The sequence below is a fragment of the Flavobacterium psychrolimnae genome, from assembly GCF_003312425.1.
GTDB lineage: Bacteria > Bacteroidota > Bacteroidia > Flavobacteriales > Flavobacteriaceae > Flavobacterium > Flavobacterium psychrolimnae.
The window spans coordinates 38,158-58,478 of record NZ_QNUX01000006.1 but is presented as its reverse complement, the minus strand read 5'-3'; the positions used below and the strand labels follow the sequence as shown (position 1 = coordinate 58,478).

Here is a 20,321-nt window from a genome sequence, read left to right as displayed (position 1 = left end):
AATTATAATATAACAAAATATTTTAGAAAAAATTGTCTATCGGTGCGAAAATAAAAATACATTATGTACTATTTTTGCTATTTTTGTTCACATACATTAGTAATTCATGGCAAAACATATTTATTTATCATTACTTTTTTTAATTGTCTGCAGTATTAACACCTTTGGTCAAAAAAAGACACTCCAAGCAAAATCCATCACAGAAAACATAACAATCGACGGAAAGATCAACGAACAAATCTGGGAATCGGCTCCGATTGCTTCGGACTTTATCATGTTTGAACCTGATAATGGAAAACCTATAAGCAATGATAAAAAAACAGAAGTAAAAGTGCTGTATGATAACGATGCTATTTATATATCAGCAATGTTGTATGACAACGAACCCAATAAAATTCAAAAAGAAATAACAAATAGAGATGTTTTTGGGGTTTCCGACCATTTCTCCGTTTATATCAATGGCTTCAATGATGGTCAGCAAGATTTCAGGTTTTTTGTAAGTGCAGCCGGAGTTCAAATGGATTGTTTGGCAACCGAGGATTATGAAGATTTTACGTGGGACGCCATTTGGGACAGTGAAGTGACAATTACTGAATTTGGCTGGGTTGTAGAAATGAAAATTCCTTATGCCGCTTTGCGCTTTTCTAAAGCCGATAAACAAACTTGGGGCTTGAACTTCATGCGTGAAATAAAGCGTGATGTGCAAAAATATACCTGGAACAGGATTGACACTAAAATAGGTGCTGTTATTCCACAAGCAGGAATTCTTCAAGGAATAGAAAACATTCAAACTCCTACCCGACTTTTCCTGATTCCATATACATCCGCCTACTATCAGCAAAGTGACATTGGCTCTGACAGAACTTTCAAAGCTGGATTGGATATCAAATACGGCATCAACGACTCTTTTACATTAGATGCGATTTTAGTGCCCGATTTTGGACAGACAAAATTTGACAACGCAATTTTAAACCTATTGCCTTTTGAACAAAGATTTGAAGAAAACAGACCTTTTTTTACAGAAGGAACGGATTTGTTTAACAAAGGAGGTTTGTTTTATTCGCGGAGAATTGGCGGTGCTCCAAGTACCGAACCAGCAACCGCAGCAAATGAAGAAATTACGGATTATCCTAGTACAGTCAATTTACTAAATGCAATAAAAATATCTGGTCGAACTCAAAAAGGTTTAGGAATTGGATTCTTGAACGCTGTTACAGAAAAAACTAAAGCTACCATTTTAAATAATGATACAGGAGAGATAAGAAAAGAAGTAATTGAACCTTTGACAAATTACAATATGTTTGTAGTGGACCAACGGTTTAATCAAAACTCTTCGGTAACTTTTGTCAATGCAAATACTACCAGAAACGGGGATTTTAGAGATGCAAATGTTGCGGCAGTATTGTTTGATTTAAACACAAAATCAAATACCTATAATCTATACGGTGACTTTAAATACAGCTCCATCAATACCATTGAAGACTATGATGGATTTAAAACAGAAATTGGATTTGAAAAAACAAGCGGAAAATATAGGTACGGGTTTTCTGGAAAATATCTTTCAGAAAACTACGACGTGAATGATTTAGGAATCAATTTTTATTCTAATTATCACAATGCTTACGGACATGCAAGCTATAGAATAGTGAATCCTACCAAAATTTTTAATACTTTCAGAGTAAATGAATATATAAATTTTGAAGTGGACAATACTTCTAAAAAATTACAAACTGGTGCTTTTGGGACAGAAATAAGGGCGACAACATTAGGGAATGATTCTTTAGAGCTTTTATTCGAATTAACACCCGTCAAAACATTCGATTTTTACGAGCCACGTGAATATGGACGATATGTATTTCTTCCAGAAAAAATGATTACCATTCTAAATTTCACCTCAAATGACAACAATCCTTTTACACTGATTATCCAACCTACATTTACAAAATACAATGAGAGTGGTCGAAATAATTATGGCTTTTATTTAGGTCCAAAATACCGATTCAATGACAAATTTTCTTTAGCCTTCGCATCTGAATACACTAAAATGATTAATGATCGTGGATGGGTTGCCTTTGATGATACAGGAATTGTATTTGCAGAACGCAATCGAGAAATTCTTCAAAATGATCTTACTGGAAAATATTCCTTAAACAATAAAATGACCATTAACTTAACGGCTCGCTATTATTGGTCGTATTCTAAAAATCATGAATTCTTTACCTTGCAAAACAGCGGTTATTTAACTCCAAATACTAGCTACGCACAAAACAAGGACCGGAATTTTAATTCCTGGAACTTTGATTTATCCTATTCATGGTGGTTTGCGCCGGGAAGCGAAATCTCAGTTTTGTACAGAAATTATGGTCTGCAGAGATCTGACATTGTTGAAAAAAGAGTATCCAAAAACCTTGACAACATCTTCAAAAGTGATCTTACGAACGTGCTTTCTGTAAGCATTCGTTATTTTATTGATTACAATTCGGTAAAAAATAAATTTTAATTTTTTCAAAACAAACTGTAACATTCAATTAAAAAAGGAGTCTATTAACCCAAACTACTGTGTGGATTGGTGATTTGTCCCTTTGAAACTATTTTGGTTTTTCTAATTTTGCATCAATCAATCAACAGTTTCATGAAAAATCATTTATTGCTTTGTTTCCTCTTTATAAGTGTCTTTGGCTACAGCCAAAAAAAAACATTACAAACAAAATTCATTTCCGAAAAAATTGAAATTGATGGAAACTTAGATGAATCCATTTGGCAATCTGCTGCAGTAGCAACCGATTTCATCATGTTTGAACCTGATAATGGTAAGGCAATTCCTGAAAACAAAAGAACGGAAGTAAGAGTGCTATACGACAATGACGCCGTATATATTGCGGCCATGATGTATGATGACAATCCAGATAAAATTTTAAGAGAAATCACTCAAAGAGATAATTTTGGTACTTCTGACATTTTTGGAGTTTTTATTAATGGTTTTAATGACGGGCAGCAAGATTTTCAATTTTTTGTAAATGCTGCTGACGGTCAGGCCGATTGTATCACAACTGACACCAATGGCGAGGATTATTCCTGGGACGCCGTTTGGAAAAGCAAAGCCGTAATTACAGCTAAAGGTTGGATTGTCGAAATGCGAATTCCATACGCAGCACTCCGTTTTTCTGGTGAAAACAAACAAACTTGGGGACTTAATTTTTTTAGAGAGATAAGACGAGACCGACAAAAATTTACTTGGAACTTTATCGATTCAAAACTTGGAACATTTACCCAACAAACCGGAGTTTTAGAAGGAATTGAAAACATAAAACCTCCTACCCGACTTTTTCTTTTACCGTACTCTTCTTTTTATGTTAATGCTGATTCGAGACAAAAAACATACGGAACACTTAAAGGCGGATTGGATTTAAAATATGGAATAAACGATGCTTTCACACTGGATATGATTCTTGTTCCTGATTTCGGACAAACAAAATACGATGATCAAATTTTGAATTTAGGACCATTCGAACAACAGTTCAATGAAAACAGACCTTTTTTCACGGAAGGAACGGATTTGTTCAGCAAAGGAAATTTAGTTTATTCGAGACGAATTGGAGGAAATCCAATCAATTATCCTACCGCAGCTGCAAACGAAGAAATAATTGATAATCCCGCTAGTGTAAACCTTATCAATGCTTTAAAAGTTTCTGGAAGAACCAAAAATGGACTGGGAGTTGGAATCTTAAATGCTGTTACCGAAAAAACAACTGCAACCATAAGAAATAACGTCACACAAGAAGTCCGAAAAGAAATAGTTGAACCACTGGCAAATTATAATGTTTTAGTTTTAGACCAGCGCTTTCGCAAAAATTCCTCCGTTGCGTTTGTTAATACAAATGTGACCCGAAACGGAAGTTTTCGAGATGGAAATGTGACCGCATTAGTTTGGGATTTGAATACCAAGAAAAACACCTACAACCTTGCCGGTGATTTCAAGTACAGTTACATCAATGGTGTTGAGGATAAAAAAGGTATTAATTCCCAATTGAATTTCTCTGAAACCAGCGGTAAGTTTCGTTATGGAGTTGGGGCTGATATCACCACAAAAGATTTTGATAATAATGATTTAGGAATCAATTTTGAGACTAATTATTACAGTCTATATGGTAACACCAGTTATAGAATCCTGAATCCTACGAAGTATTTTAACACTTTCAATGCAAGAATAAACGCTTATTCACAATTTCAAAAAGAAACAGGCAAATTACAAACGGGCAATATTAACTTTCAGATTAATTCGAATACCAAAAAAAATCATTACTTCGGAATAGGTTTCGATGCAAATCCGGTAGAAACCTATGATTATTATGAACCAAGAGTTGCTGATAGATACGTTATAAGACCTAGTAAACTTGGAGGATTTATTTATATTTCAACCAATTACAATCATAGTTTCGCCATTGATTTTAATCCATCTTACGCAGTTTTTGACGAGGCAGGAAGAAATTCTTATGGTTTTTCTCTTGGTCCGAGATACCGTTTTAGCGATAAATTATCGTTGAATTATAATTTCAATTTTTTCAGGCAAAACAATAACAAAGGCTACATTGACAGTATTAATGAAGACCTAAATTTGGCTACGCCAAATACAATACTTTTCGCGAATAGAAATGTCATTACCTATTCGAATACGCTTTCGGGAAAATATTCTCTAAACAGCCAAATGACTTTTAATATTTCTTTACGCCATTATTGGTCCTATGCCGAGAATAAAAATACTTTATCATTAGAACAAAACGGCAGACTTATGGATTTTGCAGGATACGCAGACAACAAAAACTCAAGTTTTTATTCCTGGAATGCTGATTTATCTTATACTTGGTGGTTTGCCCCCGGAAGTCAGGTTTCTGTTTTGTATCGAAACAATGCTGGCGCTTTTGAAAGAAACATCAATAAAGAATTTAGAGAGAACTTCACCAATTTATTGAATAATGATGCATTGAGTCATGTTTTCTCGATCAGTGTGCGCTATTTTATAGATTATAATGAAGTTAAGAATAAATTCTAAATGCATAAACCTTAAAAAAGGCAACATTCCACAACAAAATAATCATTATTTGTTATGCTTAGCCTCTGAATCTATAATAGTGATTTTGATTCACTTGAAGATTTTTAGAAATACTTTATCTTTGCTTAAAATAAATTTGCAATGAATAAAAAAGTAATTCTTATGATTTTGGACGGTTGGGGAAAATCTCCTGACCCAAAAGTTTCTGCTATCGATAATGCCAATGTTCCATTTATTAATAGTCTTTATAGAAATTATCCAAGTGCTCAACTTAGAACTGACGGATTAAATGTTGGACTTCCTGAAGGGCAAATGGGAAACAGTGAAGTAGGTCACATGAATCTTGGCGCAGGCAGAATTGTATATCAGGATTTAGCCAAAATAAACCTTGCCGTTGCGCACGACACTTTAGCTAAGGAGCAAGTTTTAGTTGATGCCTTCACGTATGCTAAAATACACAATAAAAAAGTACACTTTTTAGGTTTAGTTTCAGATGGTGGTGTACACTCTCATACATCTCATTTACGTGGCTTGATTGATGCAACACAACAACACGGATTGCAAAAAGTTTTTGTTCACGCCTTTACTGACGGTCGTGATGTAGACCCAAAATCCGGAAAGCATTACATTCAGGATTTACAGGATTATATTGCCAATACTACTGTAAAACTAGCTTCAGTTGTAGGACGTTATTATGCAATGGACCGCGACAGACGTTGGGAAAGAGTAAAACTTGCTTACGATTTATTGGTAAACGGAATTGGAACACATTCAACAAATGCAGTAGCTTCCATCGAGGATAGTTATGAAGTCAATGTAACTGATGAATTTATTCATCCAACGGTTATTGTGGACGAAAATGACCAACCTCTAGCGACAATTGAAGAAGATGATGTGGTTATTTTCTTTAATTTCAGAACAGACCGAGGACGAGAATTAACCGAAGTTTTGACGCAAATGGATTGTCATGAACAAAACATGCACAAACTTAATTTGTATTATGTTACGCTGACTAATTATGACGAAACGTACAAAAACGTAAAAGTCGTTTACAACAAAGATAATATTACGGAAACTCTTGGAGAAGTTTTAGAAAAAGCACACAAAAAGCAAATTCGTATTGCTGAAACGGAGAAATATCCTCATGTGACTTTCTTCTTTTCCGGCGGAAGAGAACAGCCATTTATTGGCGAAAGCCGAATCTTGAAAAACTCTCCAAAGGTTGCTACTTATGATTTGCAACCGGAAATGAGTGCATTTGAGTTGACTGATGCGTTAATTCCTGAACTTTACAAAGGCGAGGTAGATTTTGTTTGCCTTAATTTTGCCAATGGCGACATGGTTGGACATACCGGAATCATGAGCGCAGCCATCAAAGCCTGTGAAGCAGTGGATAAATGCGTAGAAAAAGTAATCACAGCAGCTTTAGAAAATGACTACACTACAATTGTTATTGCAGATCACGGAAATTGTGAAACGATGATTAATCCTGATGGAAGTCCAAATACGGCTCATACTACAAATCCAGTTCCAATTATTTTAGTGGACAAAGATTTAAGAGTGATTCATGATGGAGTTCTTGGCGATATTGCTCCTACCATCTTAGAATTAATGGGAGTCGAAAAACCAGAGGTAATGACTTGTCATTCTTTACTTTAAACAAATTAAAAATTAATATTTAACTAAAAGCTGCTTTTCTTAAAAGTAGCTTTTAGTTAAATAAAAGTTAAAATCTCAATATTGATAGTAATACTATTATATTTGCATAAAATATTATCGGTTATGAACATTATACTATCTAATTTAAAAATCCAAGTCAACGAAAAAATATACGTGAAGGATCCCGAAACGTCGCCTTTGGGTAAAAAAATTGTGGAACAAAGTATCCTCTTGATAGACGAAATTGGTTTTGACAATTTTACGTTCAAAAAGTTAGGAGAAAAAATTGGTTCTAATGAAAGCTCGATTTATCGTTACTTTGAGAACAAGCATAAATTGCTCGTATATTTATCTTCTTGGTACTGGAGTTGGATGGAATATAAGCTGGTTTTTGCAACTACAAATATTTTGGATCCATCCGAAAAACTGGACAAAGCAATAACAATTGTAACTGAAAAAGTTACTGATGACATTAATACAGAACATATCAATGAATCTATTTTGAATAAAATTATCATTGCAGAATTTACAAAAACATTACAGACAAAAGAAGTAGATCAAGAAAATAAAGAAGGTTTTTTTCTGATTTATAAAAGGTTAATAAACCGAATTGTAGGCTTTATAAACGAAGTCAATCCGGAATATCCTTTTTCTAAATCGTTAGCATCAACAATCGTAGTTGGAAGCTTGCACCAACATTTTCTGACGGAACATTTGAAAACTATTACAGATTGTAATGAATACGTGAGTACTACTCAATTTTATTTAAATCTTACCAAAAATGTCCTACGATAAACAAAAAAAATCACCATGACGCCATTAAAACGTTTTTACAATTTACTTGAATTAGATAAAAAAGATGTGTATCAAATATTTTTTTATGCCATTTTTGCAGGATTAATCAGTTTGTCTTTACCTCTGGGCATTCAGGCTATCATCAACTTTATACAATCCGGAAGAGTAAGCGCCTCTTGGATTGTTTTAATCATTTTAGTGATTTTTGGTGTCGCATTAGTTGGAATTTTATCGTTGATGCAATTGCGAATCACTGAAAATTTACAACAGAAAATATTTGTTCGCGCTTCATTTGAATTTGCAGCCCGTTTGCCAAAGATAAAAATGGATCAATTGTACAATTCCTATCCGCCGGAATTAGCCAATCGATTTTTTGACACAATGACCATCCAAAAAGGAACTTCGAAACTGTTAATCGATTTCTCTGCGGCACTGTTACAAATTGCTTTCGGAGTAATTTTACTGTCTTTGTACCATCCGTACTTTATAATATTTGGAGTCCTACTATTTTTTCTTTTGTATTTTATTTTCCGATTCTCTTTTAAATCGGGTTTGGAAACAAGTTTGAAAGAATCTAAATTCAAATATAAAGTAGCAGGCTGGTTACAAGAATTAGCTCGGAATAATTACAGTTTCAAAAATGACCTTCACTACAATTTTGGACTCCAAAAAAACAACAATATAGCAGCTGCTTACTTGAATTATCGTGAAAAACATTTCAATGTTATCCAAAGACAATTTACCCAATTAATCATTTTTAAAATTCTAATAACTGGTGGATTATTATCTATTGGAGGTTTTTTGGTACTTTCAGAACAAATGAATATTGGCCAATTCGTAGCGGCAGAAATCATTATTTTATTAGTTATAACTTCTGTCGAAAAAATTATCATTGGACTGGAAACATTCTACGATGTACTGACCTCAATTGAAAAAATTGGTCAAGTGACTGACATGGAATTAGAAGAAGATACCGCATTTAGCAGTGATACTTGCTATGCTAATATTTCATTGGAAATAGAAAATCTTACTTTCAAATTTCCGGACTCCAAGAAGGAAATATTAAGTGATTTATCTCTTAAAATAGAACAGGGAGAAAAAATAGCGATTGAAGGACCTAATGGTTCAGGGAAAACAACCCTAATTCGCATATTGTCCGGTTTATTGCAACCTACATCTGGTACTTTTTACATTAATGACGATACATATAGAAAAATCAACCTGAAACAATATCGTTCGCAAATTGGCGGTATTATTCACGGTGAAACGCCATTTGAAGGAACGCTGTTAGAAAACATTACGTTCAATGACAACTCAATAACTACTGAAAATCTAAAATGGGCTATTGAGGGCGTCCAACTTTCCAGTTTTGTAAAAACGCTGCCGAAGGGTCTCGAAACACACATTTTTCCTGAAGGCAAGCAATTATCATCTTCCGATGCTGAAAAAGTATTATTGGCTAGAAGTATCATACACAAACCAAAAATCCTTTTTTACGAAGATCCTACGGATATGATGGATATTAAAATTGCTAATGAAATTATCGATTTCCTTACGTCAGAGAAGTACAACTGGACAATAATAGTTTCCTCAAAAAATCCATATTGGAAAACCAAATGCAGTCGTATCATCACTATGGAAAATGGAACTATTCAACTTGATTTAAAAAATAAATAGTCATGCTAAACATATCTGACAATAAAACAAAACTGCCGCCATTAGATCGTTTTAGTACGGTAAAAAACCTAGTCAACAGACCTCACTATAAAATTTTAAATAAAATTATTGTAGGAGTTTCAATTATAGGGGTAATAGCACTCTTTTTGCCTTGGACACAAAACATTTCAGGTAGCGGAAGCGTTACCACATTAAGACCTGACCAAAGACCACAATCCATTCAGAGTGTGATTTCTGGTCGACTTGAAAAATGGTATGTTCAGGAAGGTGACTTTGTAAAGAAAGGCGATACAATTTTATTCATTTCAGAAATAAAAGAGGATTATATGGATCCAAATTTAGTTCAAAACACTAGAAATCAAATAGACGCAAAAAAACAATCTTTGCAATCGTATGGTTCAAAAGTAAGCACGCTTTCCGACCAGATACAAGCCATTGAAAGAGAAAAAGTTTTGAAACTGGAACAAGCGCAAAATAAAATCAAACAATCAGTTTTGAAAATAAAGAGTGATAGTATCGATTTAGTTGCCGTAAGAACCCAGTTAAAGATAGCCAATACGCAATACAATCGTTCGGTTCAGCTGAATAAGGAAGGACTGAAACCGCTTACTGATATTGAAGAAAAAAGACTGAAATTACAAGAAGTAGAAGCGAAAATTATCACTCAGGAAAACAAATACTTGACCAGCAAAAACGAGTTTATTAATGCTAAAGTTGAGATAAACAGAATAAGCGCGGAGTATGCAGAGAAAGTTTCGAAAGCCAATAGTGACAAATTCACAGCGCTTAGCAGTCAGTACGACACTGATGCGCAAGTAAATAAACTTGAAAATCAGTATGCAAATTACAGCATTAGAAATGGAATGTATTACATCAAAGCTTCGCAAAACGGCTACATCAACAGGGCTTTGCAATCCGGAATAGGAGAAACCATCAAAGAAGGAACGCCAATTGCAACCATAATGCCATCAAAATATGATATTGCCGTAGAAACTTTTGTAAACCCAATTGATCTTCCGCTGTTACGCAAAGGAGAAAAAGTCAGAGTTTGGTTTGATGGCTGGCCTACAATTGTATTCTCTGGATGGCCAAACATGTCTTACGGAACCTTTGGAGGTGAAATTGTAGCCATTGAAAATTTCATTAGCGTCAATGGAAAATATCGAGTATTAATTTCACCTGATAATAGTGATGATAAATGGCCTGAGCAACTGAGTATAGGAGCTGGAGCGCAAACTATTGCCCTACTAGAAAATGTGCCAGTATGGTTTGAATTGTGGAGAACCTTAAACGGATTCCCTCCTAATTATTACAAACCCGCCGTAAAACCAACAACAGAGAAAAAATAATGAAACAACTATTTTTAGCATTTTTATTTTTGGGTTTTGCTGCAACAGCCCAAGATATCACCTCAAAAGAATTCACTTATATGGAGTTCTTAGGGTATGTAAAAAAATACCATCCGCTGGTCAAGAATGCCAACTTGGAAATCAGTAAAGCGCAAGCTAATTTGATGATGGCTCGCGGTGGTTTTGACCCAAAAATTGAAGTCGATTTCAGCGAAAAACAATTCAAAGACAAAGAGTATTATTCAATTTTGAACAGCAGCTTCAAAATCCCAACATGGTACGGAATCGAGATTAAAGCGGGTTTTGACAATAGTGACGGCGTATACTTGAATCCGCAAAACACACTTCCCAATCAAGGATTAACTTCCTTAGGAGTGACCGTTCCACTTGGACAAGGGCTGTTTATCAATCAAAGAATGGCTGATGTCCGAAAGGCAAAAATGCAAATACAATTGAGTCAGGCAGAACGAAAACTTCAGGCAATTGCGGTTTTGTATGATGCTTCACTGGCGTATTTTAATTGGAAAAAAAACTTCAATGAAGTGCAATTGTATGAAGAATATAATGAAAATGCACAAATTAGATTTAAAGGAATTCAATCTTTAATCAATCAAGGAGACAAACCCGCAATTGATAGTGTTGAGGCAGGAATTATTGTGAAAAACAGGAAACTGAGCTTAGAAGATTCGAATCTGAAATTGGCTAAAGCCAAATTAGAACTCGCTACTTTTCTTTGGTTAGAAAACAATATTCCGCTGGAATTATCCGACGAATTGATTCCTGAAACCCAATTGGAATTCACGATTCAGGAAAGTTTAAAAACGAATGATTTACTAAACACCGATTTCTCCATCACCAATCATCCAAAAATTAATGCGCTGCAAAGCAAAATTGACATGCTCAATGTGGAACGAAAACTGAAAGCCAACATGCTTTTACCAAAAATAGACGTGGGTTACTCCTATATTTCAGAACCCTCCTATATTGATAATTATCAGTTTGAGGATTATAAAATTGGATTGGATTTTTACTTCCCTTTATTTCTTCGAAAAGAACGCGGAAGTTTGAAACTGGCGAAGTTCAAAGTTCAGGAAACTGAATTTACATTAGATCTTGAAAAAGTACAATTGACCAATAAAATCAATGCCCAAAAAATGGAAATTGAATCATTACTGAGACAAAAAGAACTTATAAAAGGTTTGGTTCAGGACAATCTCACGATGTTAAACTCAGAGGAAAGATTATTTTCTTTTGGCGAAAGTTCCTTATTTCTAATCAATACCCGAGAGAATAATTTAGTTAGCGCACAACTTTCGAAGATTGCTCTAGAGAATCGTTTTTATGTTTCAAATTCAGAGCTTTTTAAAATAATGGCCAATCCGGATTAAATAATTTATAAAATTGTACTTTTGCAAACTGAAAATCCGAAATTATGATTATTGTAAAATCACGTGAAGAAATAGAATTAATGCGCGAAAGTGCCTTGATCGTATCAAAAACATTAGGAATGATTGCTTCTGAAATCAAAGAAGGAGTCACCACTTTATACCTCGATAAATTAGCCGAAACATTCATTCGTGACCATGGTGCAGAACCGAGTTTCCTTGGATTATATGGCTTCCCAAATTCACTTTGTATGAGTCCGAACTCGCAAGTGGTGCATGGAATTCCCAATAATAAACCATTGGAAAGCGGCGATGTAATCTCTGTGGATTGTGGTGCTTTCAAAAACGGATACCATGGTGACCATGCTTATTCTTTTGAAATAGGCGAAGTTGCTCCTGAAACTAAAAAATTATTGCAAATTACCAAAGAATCATTGTACGTAGGAATCCGCGAATTAAGATTAGGAAACCGTGTAGAAGACGTAGGAAATGCAATTCAAAAATATACCGAATCACATGGCTATGGTGTAGTTCGTGAATTAGTAGGTCATGGCGTAGGTCAAAAAATGCACGAAGATCCTGAAATGCCTAATTATGGCAAAAAAGGAAGAGGAAAACTTTTTGTCGAAGGAATGGTTGTTGCCATTGAACCGATGATTAACATGGGAACCAGAAACATCAAACAACACAAAGACGGCTGGACAATAACAACTGCCGACGGAAAACCAAGTGCCCATTTTGAGCACGACGTAGCCATTATTGATGGGAAACCGGAGATATTATCGACTTTTGGATACATCTACAAAGCGTTAGGAATCGTGAGTAATGAGGAAGATGAGTTTAGACAAACACCTTTAGTGCTCTAATGAAGAAACTATTTAAATTAATACTCAATACCATTCCTCGTCCTTTATTAATCAGGCTGAGTTATGTGGCACGTCCTCTTATCGCTTATTCATTAAAAGGAACTAATTTCACCGATCCAATCGACGGAAAAAGCTTCAAATCGATGTTGCCTTATGGGTATGAAACACAACGCAACAATGTGCTTTCGCCAAGTACACTTTCCTTGGAAAGACATCGCTTATTATGGTTGTATTTAAATGAAGAAACCGATTTTTTTACATCAACAGCAAAGAAGAAGGTATTGCATTTTGCACCTGAGCAAGCTTTTTATAAATTATTTCGAAACCAAAAAAATCTGGACTACACCACAACCGATTTATTTTCACCTCTTGCGGATGTGAAAGCAGACATTTGTAACTTGCCTTTTGAAGACAATCAATATGATGTTATTCTTTGCAATCATGTTCTAGAACACATTCCGGATGATACGAAAGCCATGCAGGAATTGTATCGAGTTTTGAAACCGGGTGGAATGGCCATTTTACAAATTCCACAGGATTTATCCAGAGCAACAACTTTTGCCGATGACTCCATTACGGATCAAAAAGAACGCGCTAAAATCTTTGGTCAATACGATCATGTCCGTATTTATGGCCGCGATTATTTTGATAAATTACGAAGTATCGGTTTTAAAGTAATTGAAGAAGATTACACCAATAAAATTGCACCTGAATTAGTAGAAAAATATTGTTTAGCCAAAGGAGAAATTATTCCGGTTTGTTTTAAATAATTCAAACCATAAATTCACATCATAAAAAAACCTGCTAAAGTTAATTTTAGCAGGTTTTTAGTTTAAAGACGAGTCGGTTTATTTCTTTTCCGGCATCAACATTCCAATAACTTTATCTTTGGTAAGGTATTTTTTAGCAATATTCTGAATATCTTTTGCTGTCACTGCATTTACAGCTTCTTCAAATTTCAATACATCCTCGGTACTGTTCCCATAAATATAAGATCTCGTAAAATTAGACAACCAATATCTGTTTTCTTTACTGTCTTTTCTAAAATCAGCTAATTCTCCTTCTTTGAATTTAGCTACATCTTTTTCATCCGGTCCGTTATCAATAATATTTTGAAGTTCTTTTAAAGCTGAAGCTGTCAATTTTTCAGCATTATCCGGTCCACATGGAAAACCAATATTGAAACTGTACATTCCATTTGGAATTTTACTCAAACTTCCTCTTGCAGAAACACCATAAACACCACTTTCGTTTTCACGCAATTGCTCGATTAATTTTATTGTTAATACTTCGCCCAGTGCCTGCATGGTCATCGCATCTTTAGCGGAATAAGTTGCATCGCCATAATACATGATGGTCACATTACTTTTTGGATCTGTTCCTTTGTTAACGACTTTTTTCAAATCTCCTTTTAACATTCGGTAGCCTAAATCAACTGCTTTCTCTTTTTTATTGGTAGCTGGCAAAGATGCTAAATATTTAACGGCATATTCTTCCATGGTTTTATCATCGATGTTTCCCACAAAATAAAACTCAAAATCAGCTGCATTCGCAAAACGCTCTTTGTATTTATTGTACGCTAACTTGTAATCAGTTTCGGCCCAAGATTTATCCGTTGGCAAAACTCCGTTGAATCTTGGATTTTCTTTATTCAAATACGTATAAAACTCCTGTTGAAAATAGTTTTGCGGTTGCGAAGCCATATTCTTAAAGAAACTTGATTGCTTTTGTTTAAAGCCTTCAAAAGCTTCAGCATCATAGTTCAAATCAGTGAAGTAAGCATACGTCATTTGGAAAAGATATTCTAAATCCTTAGGAGTAGCATTTCCGCGTAAACCTTCTGTAGTAGAACTAATATATGGATTCACTCTTGCTATTTTACCTGTCATGAATTTATTGATATCATTCAATTTAAGCCCTGAGAATCCGGCTTCCGCCAAAGCGCCATTGGCAAATTGAACTTTTTTCATCTCCTCGTTCGAGTATAAATTAGTTCCCCCAAAACTCACAGCTTCAAAAAGAACCTCATCATTCTTGAAATCGGTATTTTTGTAAATCACTTTCACACCATTGGATAAAACTAATGTTTTAGTACCAATTTTCGCATTGCTTTCACGACTAACAATTGTACCCGGTTTAACCTCTTTGCGCATTAAACTTGTAGCAACAGCAACATCTTCATAAGGTTTAAGATCGTCTGCGTTAACTTTTAATGCGTCTAGAACTTGTTGTTCCGTTACTTTTTTCAAACCTTCTTTTTCAGGTCCGGTCAGAATAATAACTCGGTTATCTTCTTTTACATAATCTTTAATCAAGCTATTCACATCCTTCAACTCAATTAAAGGCATCAATTGCTTCATCATTTGATACGTCCACTCGATTCCGGGAACCGGTTCTTTTTCTAAGAAATTAGCTTGGTATTCACCCACAAAATTCACTGAATTCGTTTTGTCTCTGTCATTATATGCTTTTTCAATAGATGCCAGAAATTCAGCTTTGGAACGATCTAATTCGCCTTGAGTGAATCCAAATTTCTTTGCTCTCTCATTTTCAGTCACCAAAACTTTCAAAGCATTCAACTGTTTGTCTTCCTGTGACATTGCTACGGATTGATAGGCTTTTTTATTTCGGGCAAAAGTACCTCCATAATACGAATATCCATACGTAAACGGAGGTGTTGCTGAGTTTGTCAGTTCATCCAATCGCGTGTTTAAAAGTGTAGAAAATAATCCTTCAACAAGAGAATTTTTAAAATCTCCAACATTTACCACTGGTTTTGGAGTTCCATAATCTTTGTACATTAATTGTACTTGAGCGCTTGAGGCTTCTTTATCACTTTCTACAGCTACAAAAGTTTCCTTATGATTAGGAACATCATAAACCTTTCTCAACTTTTCGTTTGCTGGGTTTTTATAGCTTGAAAAATGTGAAATAATTTTCTTCTCCATTTCAGCAACATCAATATCACCCACAACAATTATGCTCATCAAATTTGGACGATACCAATCTTTATAAAAATTAATCAAGGATTGGTGTTTGAATTTTTCTAAAACTTCCTTTTGTCCAATTGGCAATCGTTCCGCATAATGGGAATCGTGCATCATTTTAGAAATATAACGTCCCTGCATTCTTTTTCCGGCTCCTAAACCTAATCTATATTCTTCCAGAACAACTCCTCTTTCTTTATCAATTTCTTCCGGAGTCAAAACCGTATTGAAAGCCCAATCTTCAATAATTTGAAATCCTTTTTCCAATTTTTCAGGGCTGTCTGATGGAATTGGTAAAAAATAAACGGTTTCATCAAAACTAGTGTAAGCATTCAAATGCTGTCCAAACTTTACACCGATACTTTGTAAATAATCAACCAATTGGTTTTTTGGAAAACGCTTGGTTCCATTAAAACACATGTGCTCCATAAAATGGGCTAAACCTTGTTGATCATCCGTTTCTAAAATGGATCCCGCATTGACGACCAATCGAAGATCTACTTTGTTTTCCGGTTTGGCATTTTTCTTGATGTAATAGGTTAACCCATTTTCAAGTTTTCCGGTTTTCACGCTCGGATCAAAAGGAATGGCTTTTGAATAATCCATTTGCTGGGCAAAAACAGCTAATGGAAATAGCAAAACACCAAAGACTAAGTTGTTGATTTTTTTCATAAGGTTGGTTTATTTGTAGTAAAAATAATCAGTTACCATTTATAAACAGAACGAATTAAGAGAATATTAACAGATATTACTCACAAAAAAAATCATCGCCACAAAAACAAGATCAACCAAAAACAAAACGTAATCATTATATTTACAAAATCTTAAGTGCTACAAAATGAAAAACCCTTTTCTCAATATAACCTTTCTTATTCTCACGGTGTTTTGTTCCTATATTTCTTTGGCACAAGCAGAAAAAGAAATCGCCCCGCCATACAACATCAAAACGATTTCATTTGTACAAAATGACCAAAATATAATTCCAATTTTAAAACTAGGCGAAGGATTTCAATTGCAATTTGATGACCTTTTTGGCAATGAAGCCAATTATTACTACGAAATAATCCATTGCGACTATAACTGGAATCCTACGGCAATTCCGAAAAACGAGTATCTTGAAGGTTTTGATAACCAAAGAATTCAGGATTACAGCAATTCCTTCAATACATTACAAATCTATTCACATTACAAATTAGCGATACCAAATCAGTTTACGCTGCAGTTAAAAATCAGCGGAAATTATATGATTAAAGTTTTAGATGAAAATAAAGAAGTCGTATTTTCCAGAAAATTCATTTTATACGAAGATTTGGTTACGGTTCCTATCCAAGTAAAACGAGCCAGAACAGTTAACAACATCGAATCAAAGCAAAATTTAGATTTTACTATTCGATCCAATACTATTACTTTTCAAACGCCGTTGCGAAATGTCAAAGTTTTATTACTGCAAAACGGCCAAATGAATACTGGCATTAAAAATATAGTGCCGCAATACACTATTGGTAATGATTTGATTTACAAGTATGATTGGGAGACTCAGTTTTGGGCCGGAAATGAATTTTTATTTTTCGAAAACAAAGATATCAGAGCCGCAAACAATAATATAGCCCGAGTCGATTTTAGCTCGGCAGTTTACGGTTCATATTTATACACCAGCGCCGCCAGAGCTAATTTCCCGTATTCTTTTACCCAAGATGTGAATGGGAATTTTGTCGTCAACAATTTAAATACTGCTAACAACGAAATCGAAGCTGATTATGCCTGGGTTTATTTCAGCCTTTCGGCACCTACTTTCCGATTGAACAAAAATATTTATGTCACTGGAATGTTTAATAATTATACGATGTCTCCAGAATATAAAATGGAGTATAATCCCAAAAAAGCGATTTATGAAAAAGCAATTTTAATCAAACAGGGGTTTGCGAATTTTGAATACAAAGTCGCTGACGAAAAAGGAGTAATTGACTATGAAAATGCAATTGATGGTAATTTTTACCAAACAGAAAATGATTACACAATAGTGGTTTATTACAGAGAAAACATTGACCGATACGACAGAGTTGTGGGCAAAGGAATAGCTAATTCTATAAATATCATCAACTAAAAAACTTTTGATAAATTTGGTAAAACGACACCATTTTTTTGTAAATTTGTCAATAATAATCACATATTCATCCATTTAACATGGTTTCTCAAATAACAAGAGGCATAAAAATTTCGGTATTAACTAGTTTTGAGGGTACTTACTTCAAAAACTATAAGATTCACTTTGCCTTTAGTTACGTAATCACAATTGAAAACCACAGTAAGGATTCCGTTCAATTGATTTCGCGCCATTGGGAAATTTTTGATTCCCTAAATGATATCGAGATTGTTGATGGCGAAGGCGTAATTGGAAAAAAACCCGTTTTGAAACCTGGAGAATTTCACACCTACAGTTCAGGCTGTTTATTGTCGTCCCCTTATGGTGCGATGAAAGGCTATTTCAACATGATTAATTTCACCTCAACAAAGAACTTCAAAGTTATTGTACCTGCTTTTAGGTTGAGTGCTCCATTTGCTTTGAATTAAAATTTATCTCTTTTTTCGTAGCTCATCCAGCTATACATTTCAAGTTTTCTTTGCCTCCTTTATTTTTTTCTAAGCACAATAAGGAGCTTCTGAAGTCGCTCTTATTCTACAAGAAAAAATAGAACGAGACCACAAAAAGCTTTCCATTTCTATCTGGGCTATAATACGACTTCCACCCATATTGCTTTTAGTTTACACCAAAAAACATCTTTTTTCAAACAATCCTTCGTACTTTTGTGCATTATTTTGAAACACACTACAACAATTTCTAATTTTATAATTTTACAAATATGTTAAAAGGATTTTTTCATGTACCAAAAGCGGTAAACGAACCAGTAAAAGGATACGCACCAAATTCACCAGAAAAAGCAGCTGTACAAGCAGCTTACACAAAAATGTGGAATTCTAAAATCGATGTGCCTTTGTATATCGGAAGCGAAGAAATTAGAACTGGAAACACAAAAAACATGACCGCTCCACACGATCACAAACACATCGTAGGAACGTATCATTTAGCCGAAAAAACACATGTTGAGCAAGCAATTGCAAATGCACTTGAAGCTAAAACTGCTTGGGCAAATATGGCTTGGGAACAAAGAGCAGCTATCTTCCTAAAAGCAGCTGAATTAATCGCTGGTCCATACAGAGCAAGAATAAATGCAGCAACAATGATTGCGCAATCAAAAAACATACACCAAGCTGAAATTGATGCTTCTTGTGAATTCATCGATTTTTTACGTTTCAACGTAGAATTCATGACCCAAATTTACAACGATCAGCCTAAATCAAATTCGGATATGTGGAACCGTTTAGAGTACAGACCTCTTGAAGGTTTTGTGTACGCGATTACACCGTTCAACTTTACTGCTATTGCCGGAAATCTTCCTGCAAGTGCTGCTATGATGGGAAATGTTGTGATCTGGAAACCAAGCGACAGCCAAGTTTTCTCAGCACAAATAATTATTGAAGTATTCAAAGAAGCGGGAGTTCCTGATGGCGTTATCAACGTTGTTTTTGGAGATGCTTTGATGATTACGGATACTGTTTTGGCAAGCCGTGATTTCGCTGGAATTCACTTTACAGGTTCAACTCACGTATTTAAAGATATCTGGGCAAAAATTGGAACAAACATTCACCATTACAAAACCTACCCAAGAATTGTTGGTGAAACTGGAGGTAAAGATTTTATCATCGCACATCCAAGTTCAAATCCAAAACAAGTGGCAACAGGAATTGTTCGTGGTGCATTTGAATTTCAAGGTCAAAAATGTTCTGCTGCTTCAAGATCTTATGTTCCACAAAGTTTGTGGCCAGCTATAAAAGAGCAATTAATCACCGATACAAAATCGATGAAAATGGGTTCTCCAGAGGATTTTGGTAACTTTATTACTGCGGTAATTCACGAAGGTTCTTTCGATAAATTGGCTGGTTTTATTGACCAAGCTAAAAAAGATGCTGATGCCGAAATTATAGTTGGAGGAAATTATGACAAATCTGTTGGTTATTTTATTGAACCAACGATTATCGTAACAACAAATCCTCATTATTCAACCATGGAAATGGAATTGTTCGGACCTGTAATGACGATTTTCGTTTACGAAGACGACAAATGGGAAGAAACTTTAGAGTTGGTTGACACCACTTCAGAATATGCGTTAACAGGTGCAGTTTTCAGTCAAGATCGTTATGCAATTGAGCAAGCAACTACCAAATTGCAAAATGCGGCTGGTAATTTCTACATCAATGATAAACCAACGGGAGCTGTTGTAGGAATGCAACCTTTTGGTGGTGCAAGAGCATCAGGAACGAACGACAAAGCGGGTTCAGCATTGAACTTGTTGCGTTGGGCTTCGCCAAGAACCATCAAAGAAACTTTTATTACTCCGGTTGATTACAGATATCCGTTTTTAGGAGAATAAAGATTTAGAATCGCAGATTAACGATTTGTGATTTATAATTTAAACCCCACAAGAATTCAAATT

Annotated in this window: 13 protein-coding genes; 12 read left to right on the top strand and 1 reads right to left on the bottom strand. The window is 34.8% G+C overall.

Features of this window, described 5'->3' with window-relative positions:
* Nucleotides 1-106 precede the first annotated feature (106 nt).
* The 9 genes from DR980_RS07825 to DR980_RS07785 all read left to right on the top strand — a co-directional run bounded on the left by DR980_RS07825 (nucleotide 107) and on the right by DR980_RS07785 (nucleotide 13,551).
* The gene (locus tag DR980_RS07825; RefSeq protein ID WP_113634736.1) at nucleotides 107-2,500 is read left to right on the top strand and encodes a DUF5916 domain-containing protein; all 2,394 of its coding nucleotides are present in this window, start codon (nucleotides 107-109) and stop codon (nucleotides 2,498-2,500) included.
* Between the two features lie 132 nt (nucleotides 2,501-2,632).
* The gene (locus tag DR980_RS07820) at nucleotides 2,633-5,050 is read left to right on the top strand and encodes a DUF5916 domain-containing protein (RefSeq protein ID WP_113634734.1); all 2,418 of its coding nucleotides are present in this window, start codon (nucleotides 2,633-2,635) and stop codon (nucleotides 5,048-5,050) included.
* 141 nt (nucleotides 5,051-5,191) lie between these two features.
* Complete coding sequence (gene gpmI / locus DR980_RS07815; RefSeq protein WP_113634731.1) at nucleotides 5,192-6,709, top strand: 2,3-bisphosphoglycerate-independent phosphoglycerate mutase; 1,518 nt, start codon at nucleotides 5,192-5,194, stop codon at nucleotides 6,707-6,709.
* Nucleotides 6,710-6,832: 123 nt separating this feature from the next.
* Nucleotides 6,833-7,504 carry a TetR/AcrR family transcriptional regulator gene (locus tag DR980_RS07810; protein ID WP_113634729.1) on the top strand — a complete coding sequence of 224 codons (672 nt, stop codon included), beginning with the start codon at nucleotides 6,833-6,835 and terminating at the stop codon, nucleotides 7,502-7,504.
* Between the two features lie 15 nt (nucleotides 7,505-7,519).
* A complete protein-coding gene (locus DR980_RS07805; protein ID WP_113634726.1) occupies nucleotides 7,520-9,181 on the top strand; it encodes a peptidase domain-containing ABC transporter in 1,662 nt (553 codons plus the stop codon).
* A gap of 2 nt (nucleotides 9,182-9,183) precedes the next feature.
* Entirely contained in the window at nucleotides 9,184-10,530 is a 1,347-nt protein-coding gene (locus tag DR980_RS07800) for an HlyD family secretion protein (protein ID WP_113634723.1), read from the top strand.
* Nucleotides 10,530-11,918: a TolC family protein gene (locus DR980_RS07795; RefSeq protein ID WP_113634721.1), complete on the top strand. Its 1,389-nt coding sequence runs from the start codon at nucleotides 10,530-10,532 to the stop codon at nucleotides 11,916-11,918. The genes DR980_RS07800 and DR980_RS07795 overlap by 1 nt, the downstream gene beginning before the upstream one ends.
* Before the next feature lie 44 nt (nucleotides 11,919-11,962).
* Nucleotides 11,963-12,781 (top strand): type I methionyl aminopeptidase, encoded by an 819-nt coding sequence (gene map / locus DR980_RS07790; protein ID WP_113634719.1) that lies wholly within the window; start codon nucleotides 11,963-11,965, stop codon nucleotides 12,779-12,781.
* Nucleotides 12,781-13,551 (top strand): class I SAM-dependent methyltransferase, encoded by a 771-nt coding sequence (locus DR980_RS07785; protein WP_113634717.1) that lies wholly within the window; start codon nucleotides 12,781-12,783, stop codon nucleotides 13,549-13,551. Before map ends, DR980_RS07785 begins: the two co-directional genes overlap by 1 nt.
* A 78-nt stretch (nucleotides 13,552-13,629) precedes the next feature.
* Here the strand turns inward: DR980_RS07785 and DR980_RS07780 are convergent, their stop codons facing one another.
* Complete coding sequence (locus DR980_RS07780) at nucleotides 13,630-16,440, bottom strand: M16 family metallopeptidase (protein ID WP_113634715.1); 2,811 nt, start codon at nucleotides 16,438-16,440, stop codon at nucleotides 13,630-13,632.
* Between the two features lie 166 nt (nucleotides 16,441-16,606).
* Here DR980_RS07780 and DR980_RS07775 point away from each other — a divergent pair, with 166 nt between their 5' ends.
* The 3 genes from DR980_RS07775 (at nucleotide 16,607) to pruA (ending at nucleotide 20,258) form a co-directional block, all read left to right on the top strand.
* Nucleotides 16,607-17,872 (top strand): type IX secretion system plug protein, encoded by a 1,266-nt coding sequence (locus DR980_RS07775; RefSeq protein ID WP_113634713.1) that lies wholly within the window; start codon nucleotides 16,607-16,609, stop codon nucleotides 17,870-17,872.
* An 80-nt stretch (nucleotides 17,873-17,952) separates the two neighbouring features.
* Nucleotides 17,953-18,339, top strand: a complete 387-nt coding sequence (gene apaG, locus DR980_RS07770; protein WP_113634711.1) for a Co2+/Mg2+ efflux protein ApaG — start codon at nucleotides 17,953-17,955, stop codon at nucleotides 18,337-18,339.
* A gap of 290 nt (nucleotides 18,340-18,629) precedes the next feature.
* Nucleotides 18,630-20,258 (top strand): L-glutamate gamma-semialdehyde dehydrogenase, encoded by a 1,629-nt coding sequence (gene pruA, locus DR980_RS07765; RefSeq protein WP_113634709.1) that lies wholly within the window; start codon nucleotides 18,630-18,632, stop codon nucleotides 20,256-20,258.
* Nucleotides 20,259-20,321 lie beyond the last annotated feature (63 nt).

What these genes read in the sequence shown, in the direction of transcription:
- DR980_RS07825 (WP_113634736.1), top strand. Translation starts at nt 107, where the DNA reads ATGGCAAAACATATTTATTTATCATTACTTTTTTTAATTGTCTGCAGT.
- DR980_RS07785 (WP_113634717.1), top strand. Translation starts at nt 12,781, where the DNA reads ATGAAGAAACTATTTAAATTAATACTCAATACCATTCCTCGTCCTTTA.
- DR980_RS07800 (WP_113634723.1), top strand. Translation starts at nt 9,184, where the DNA reads ATGCTAAACATATCTGACAATAAAACAAAACTGCCGCCATTAGATCGT.
- pruA (WP_113634709.1), top strand. Translation starts at nt 18,630, where the DNA reads ATGTTAAAAGGATTTTTTCATGTACCAAAAGCGGTAAACGAACCAGTA.
- DR980_RS07805 (WP_113634726.1), top strand. Translation starts at nt 7,520, where the DNA reads ATGACGCCATTAAAACGTTTTTACAATTTACTTGAATTAGATAAAAAA.
- DR980_RS07780 (WP_113634715.1), bottom strand. Translation starts at nt 16,440, where the DNA reads ATGAAAAAAATCAACAACTTAGTCTTTGGTGTTTTGCTATTTCCATTA.
- map (WP_113634719.1), top strand. Translation starts at nt 11,963, where the DNA reads ATGATTATTGTAAAATCACGTGAAGAAATAGAATTAATGCGCGAAAGT.
- apaG (WP_113634711.1), top strand. Translation starts at nt 17,953, where the DNA reads ATGGTTTCTCAAATAACAAGAGGCATAAAAATTTCGGTATTAACTAGT.
- DR980_RS07795 (WP_113634721.1), top strand. Translation starts at nt 10,530, where the DNA reads ATGAAACAACTATTTTTAGCATTTTTATTTTTGGGTTTTGCTGCAACA.
- gpmI (WP_113634731.1), top strand. Translation starts at nt 5,192, where the DNA reads ATGAATAAAAAAGTAATTCTTATGATTTTGGACGGTTGGGGAAAATCT.
- DR980_RS07820 (WP_113634734.1), top strand. Translation starts at nt 2,633, where the DNA reads ATGAAAAATCATTTATTGCTTTGTTTCCTCTTTATAAGTGTCTTTGGC.
- DR980_RS07810 (WP_113634729.1), top strand. Translation starts at nt 6,833, where the DNA reads ATGAACATTATACTATCTAATTTAAAAATCCAAGTCAACGAAAAAATA.
- DR980_RS07775 (WP_113634713.1), top strand. Translation starts at nt 16,607, where the DNA reads ATGAAAAACCCTTTTCTCAATATAACCTTTCTTATTCTCACGGTGTTT.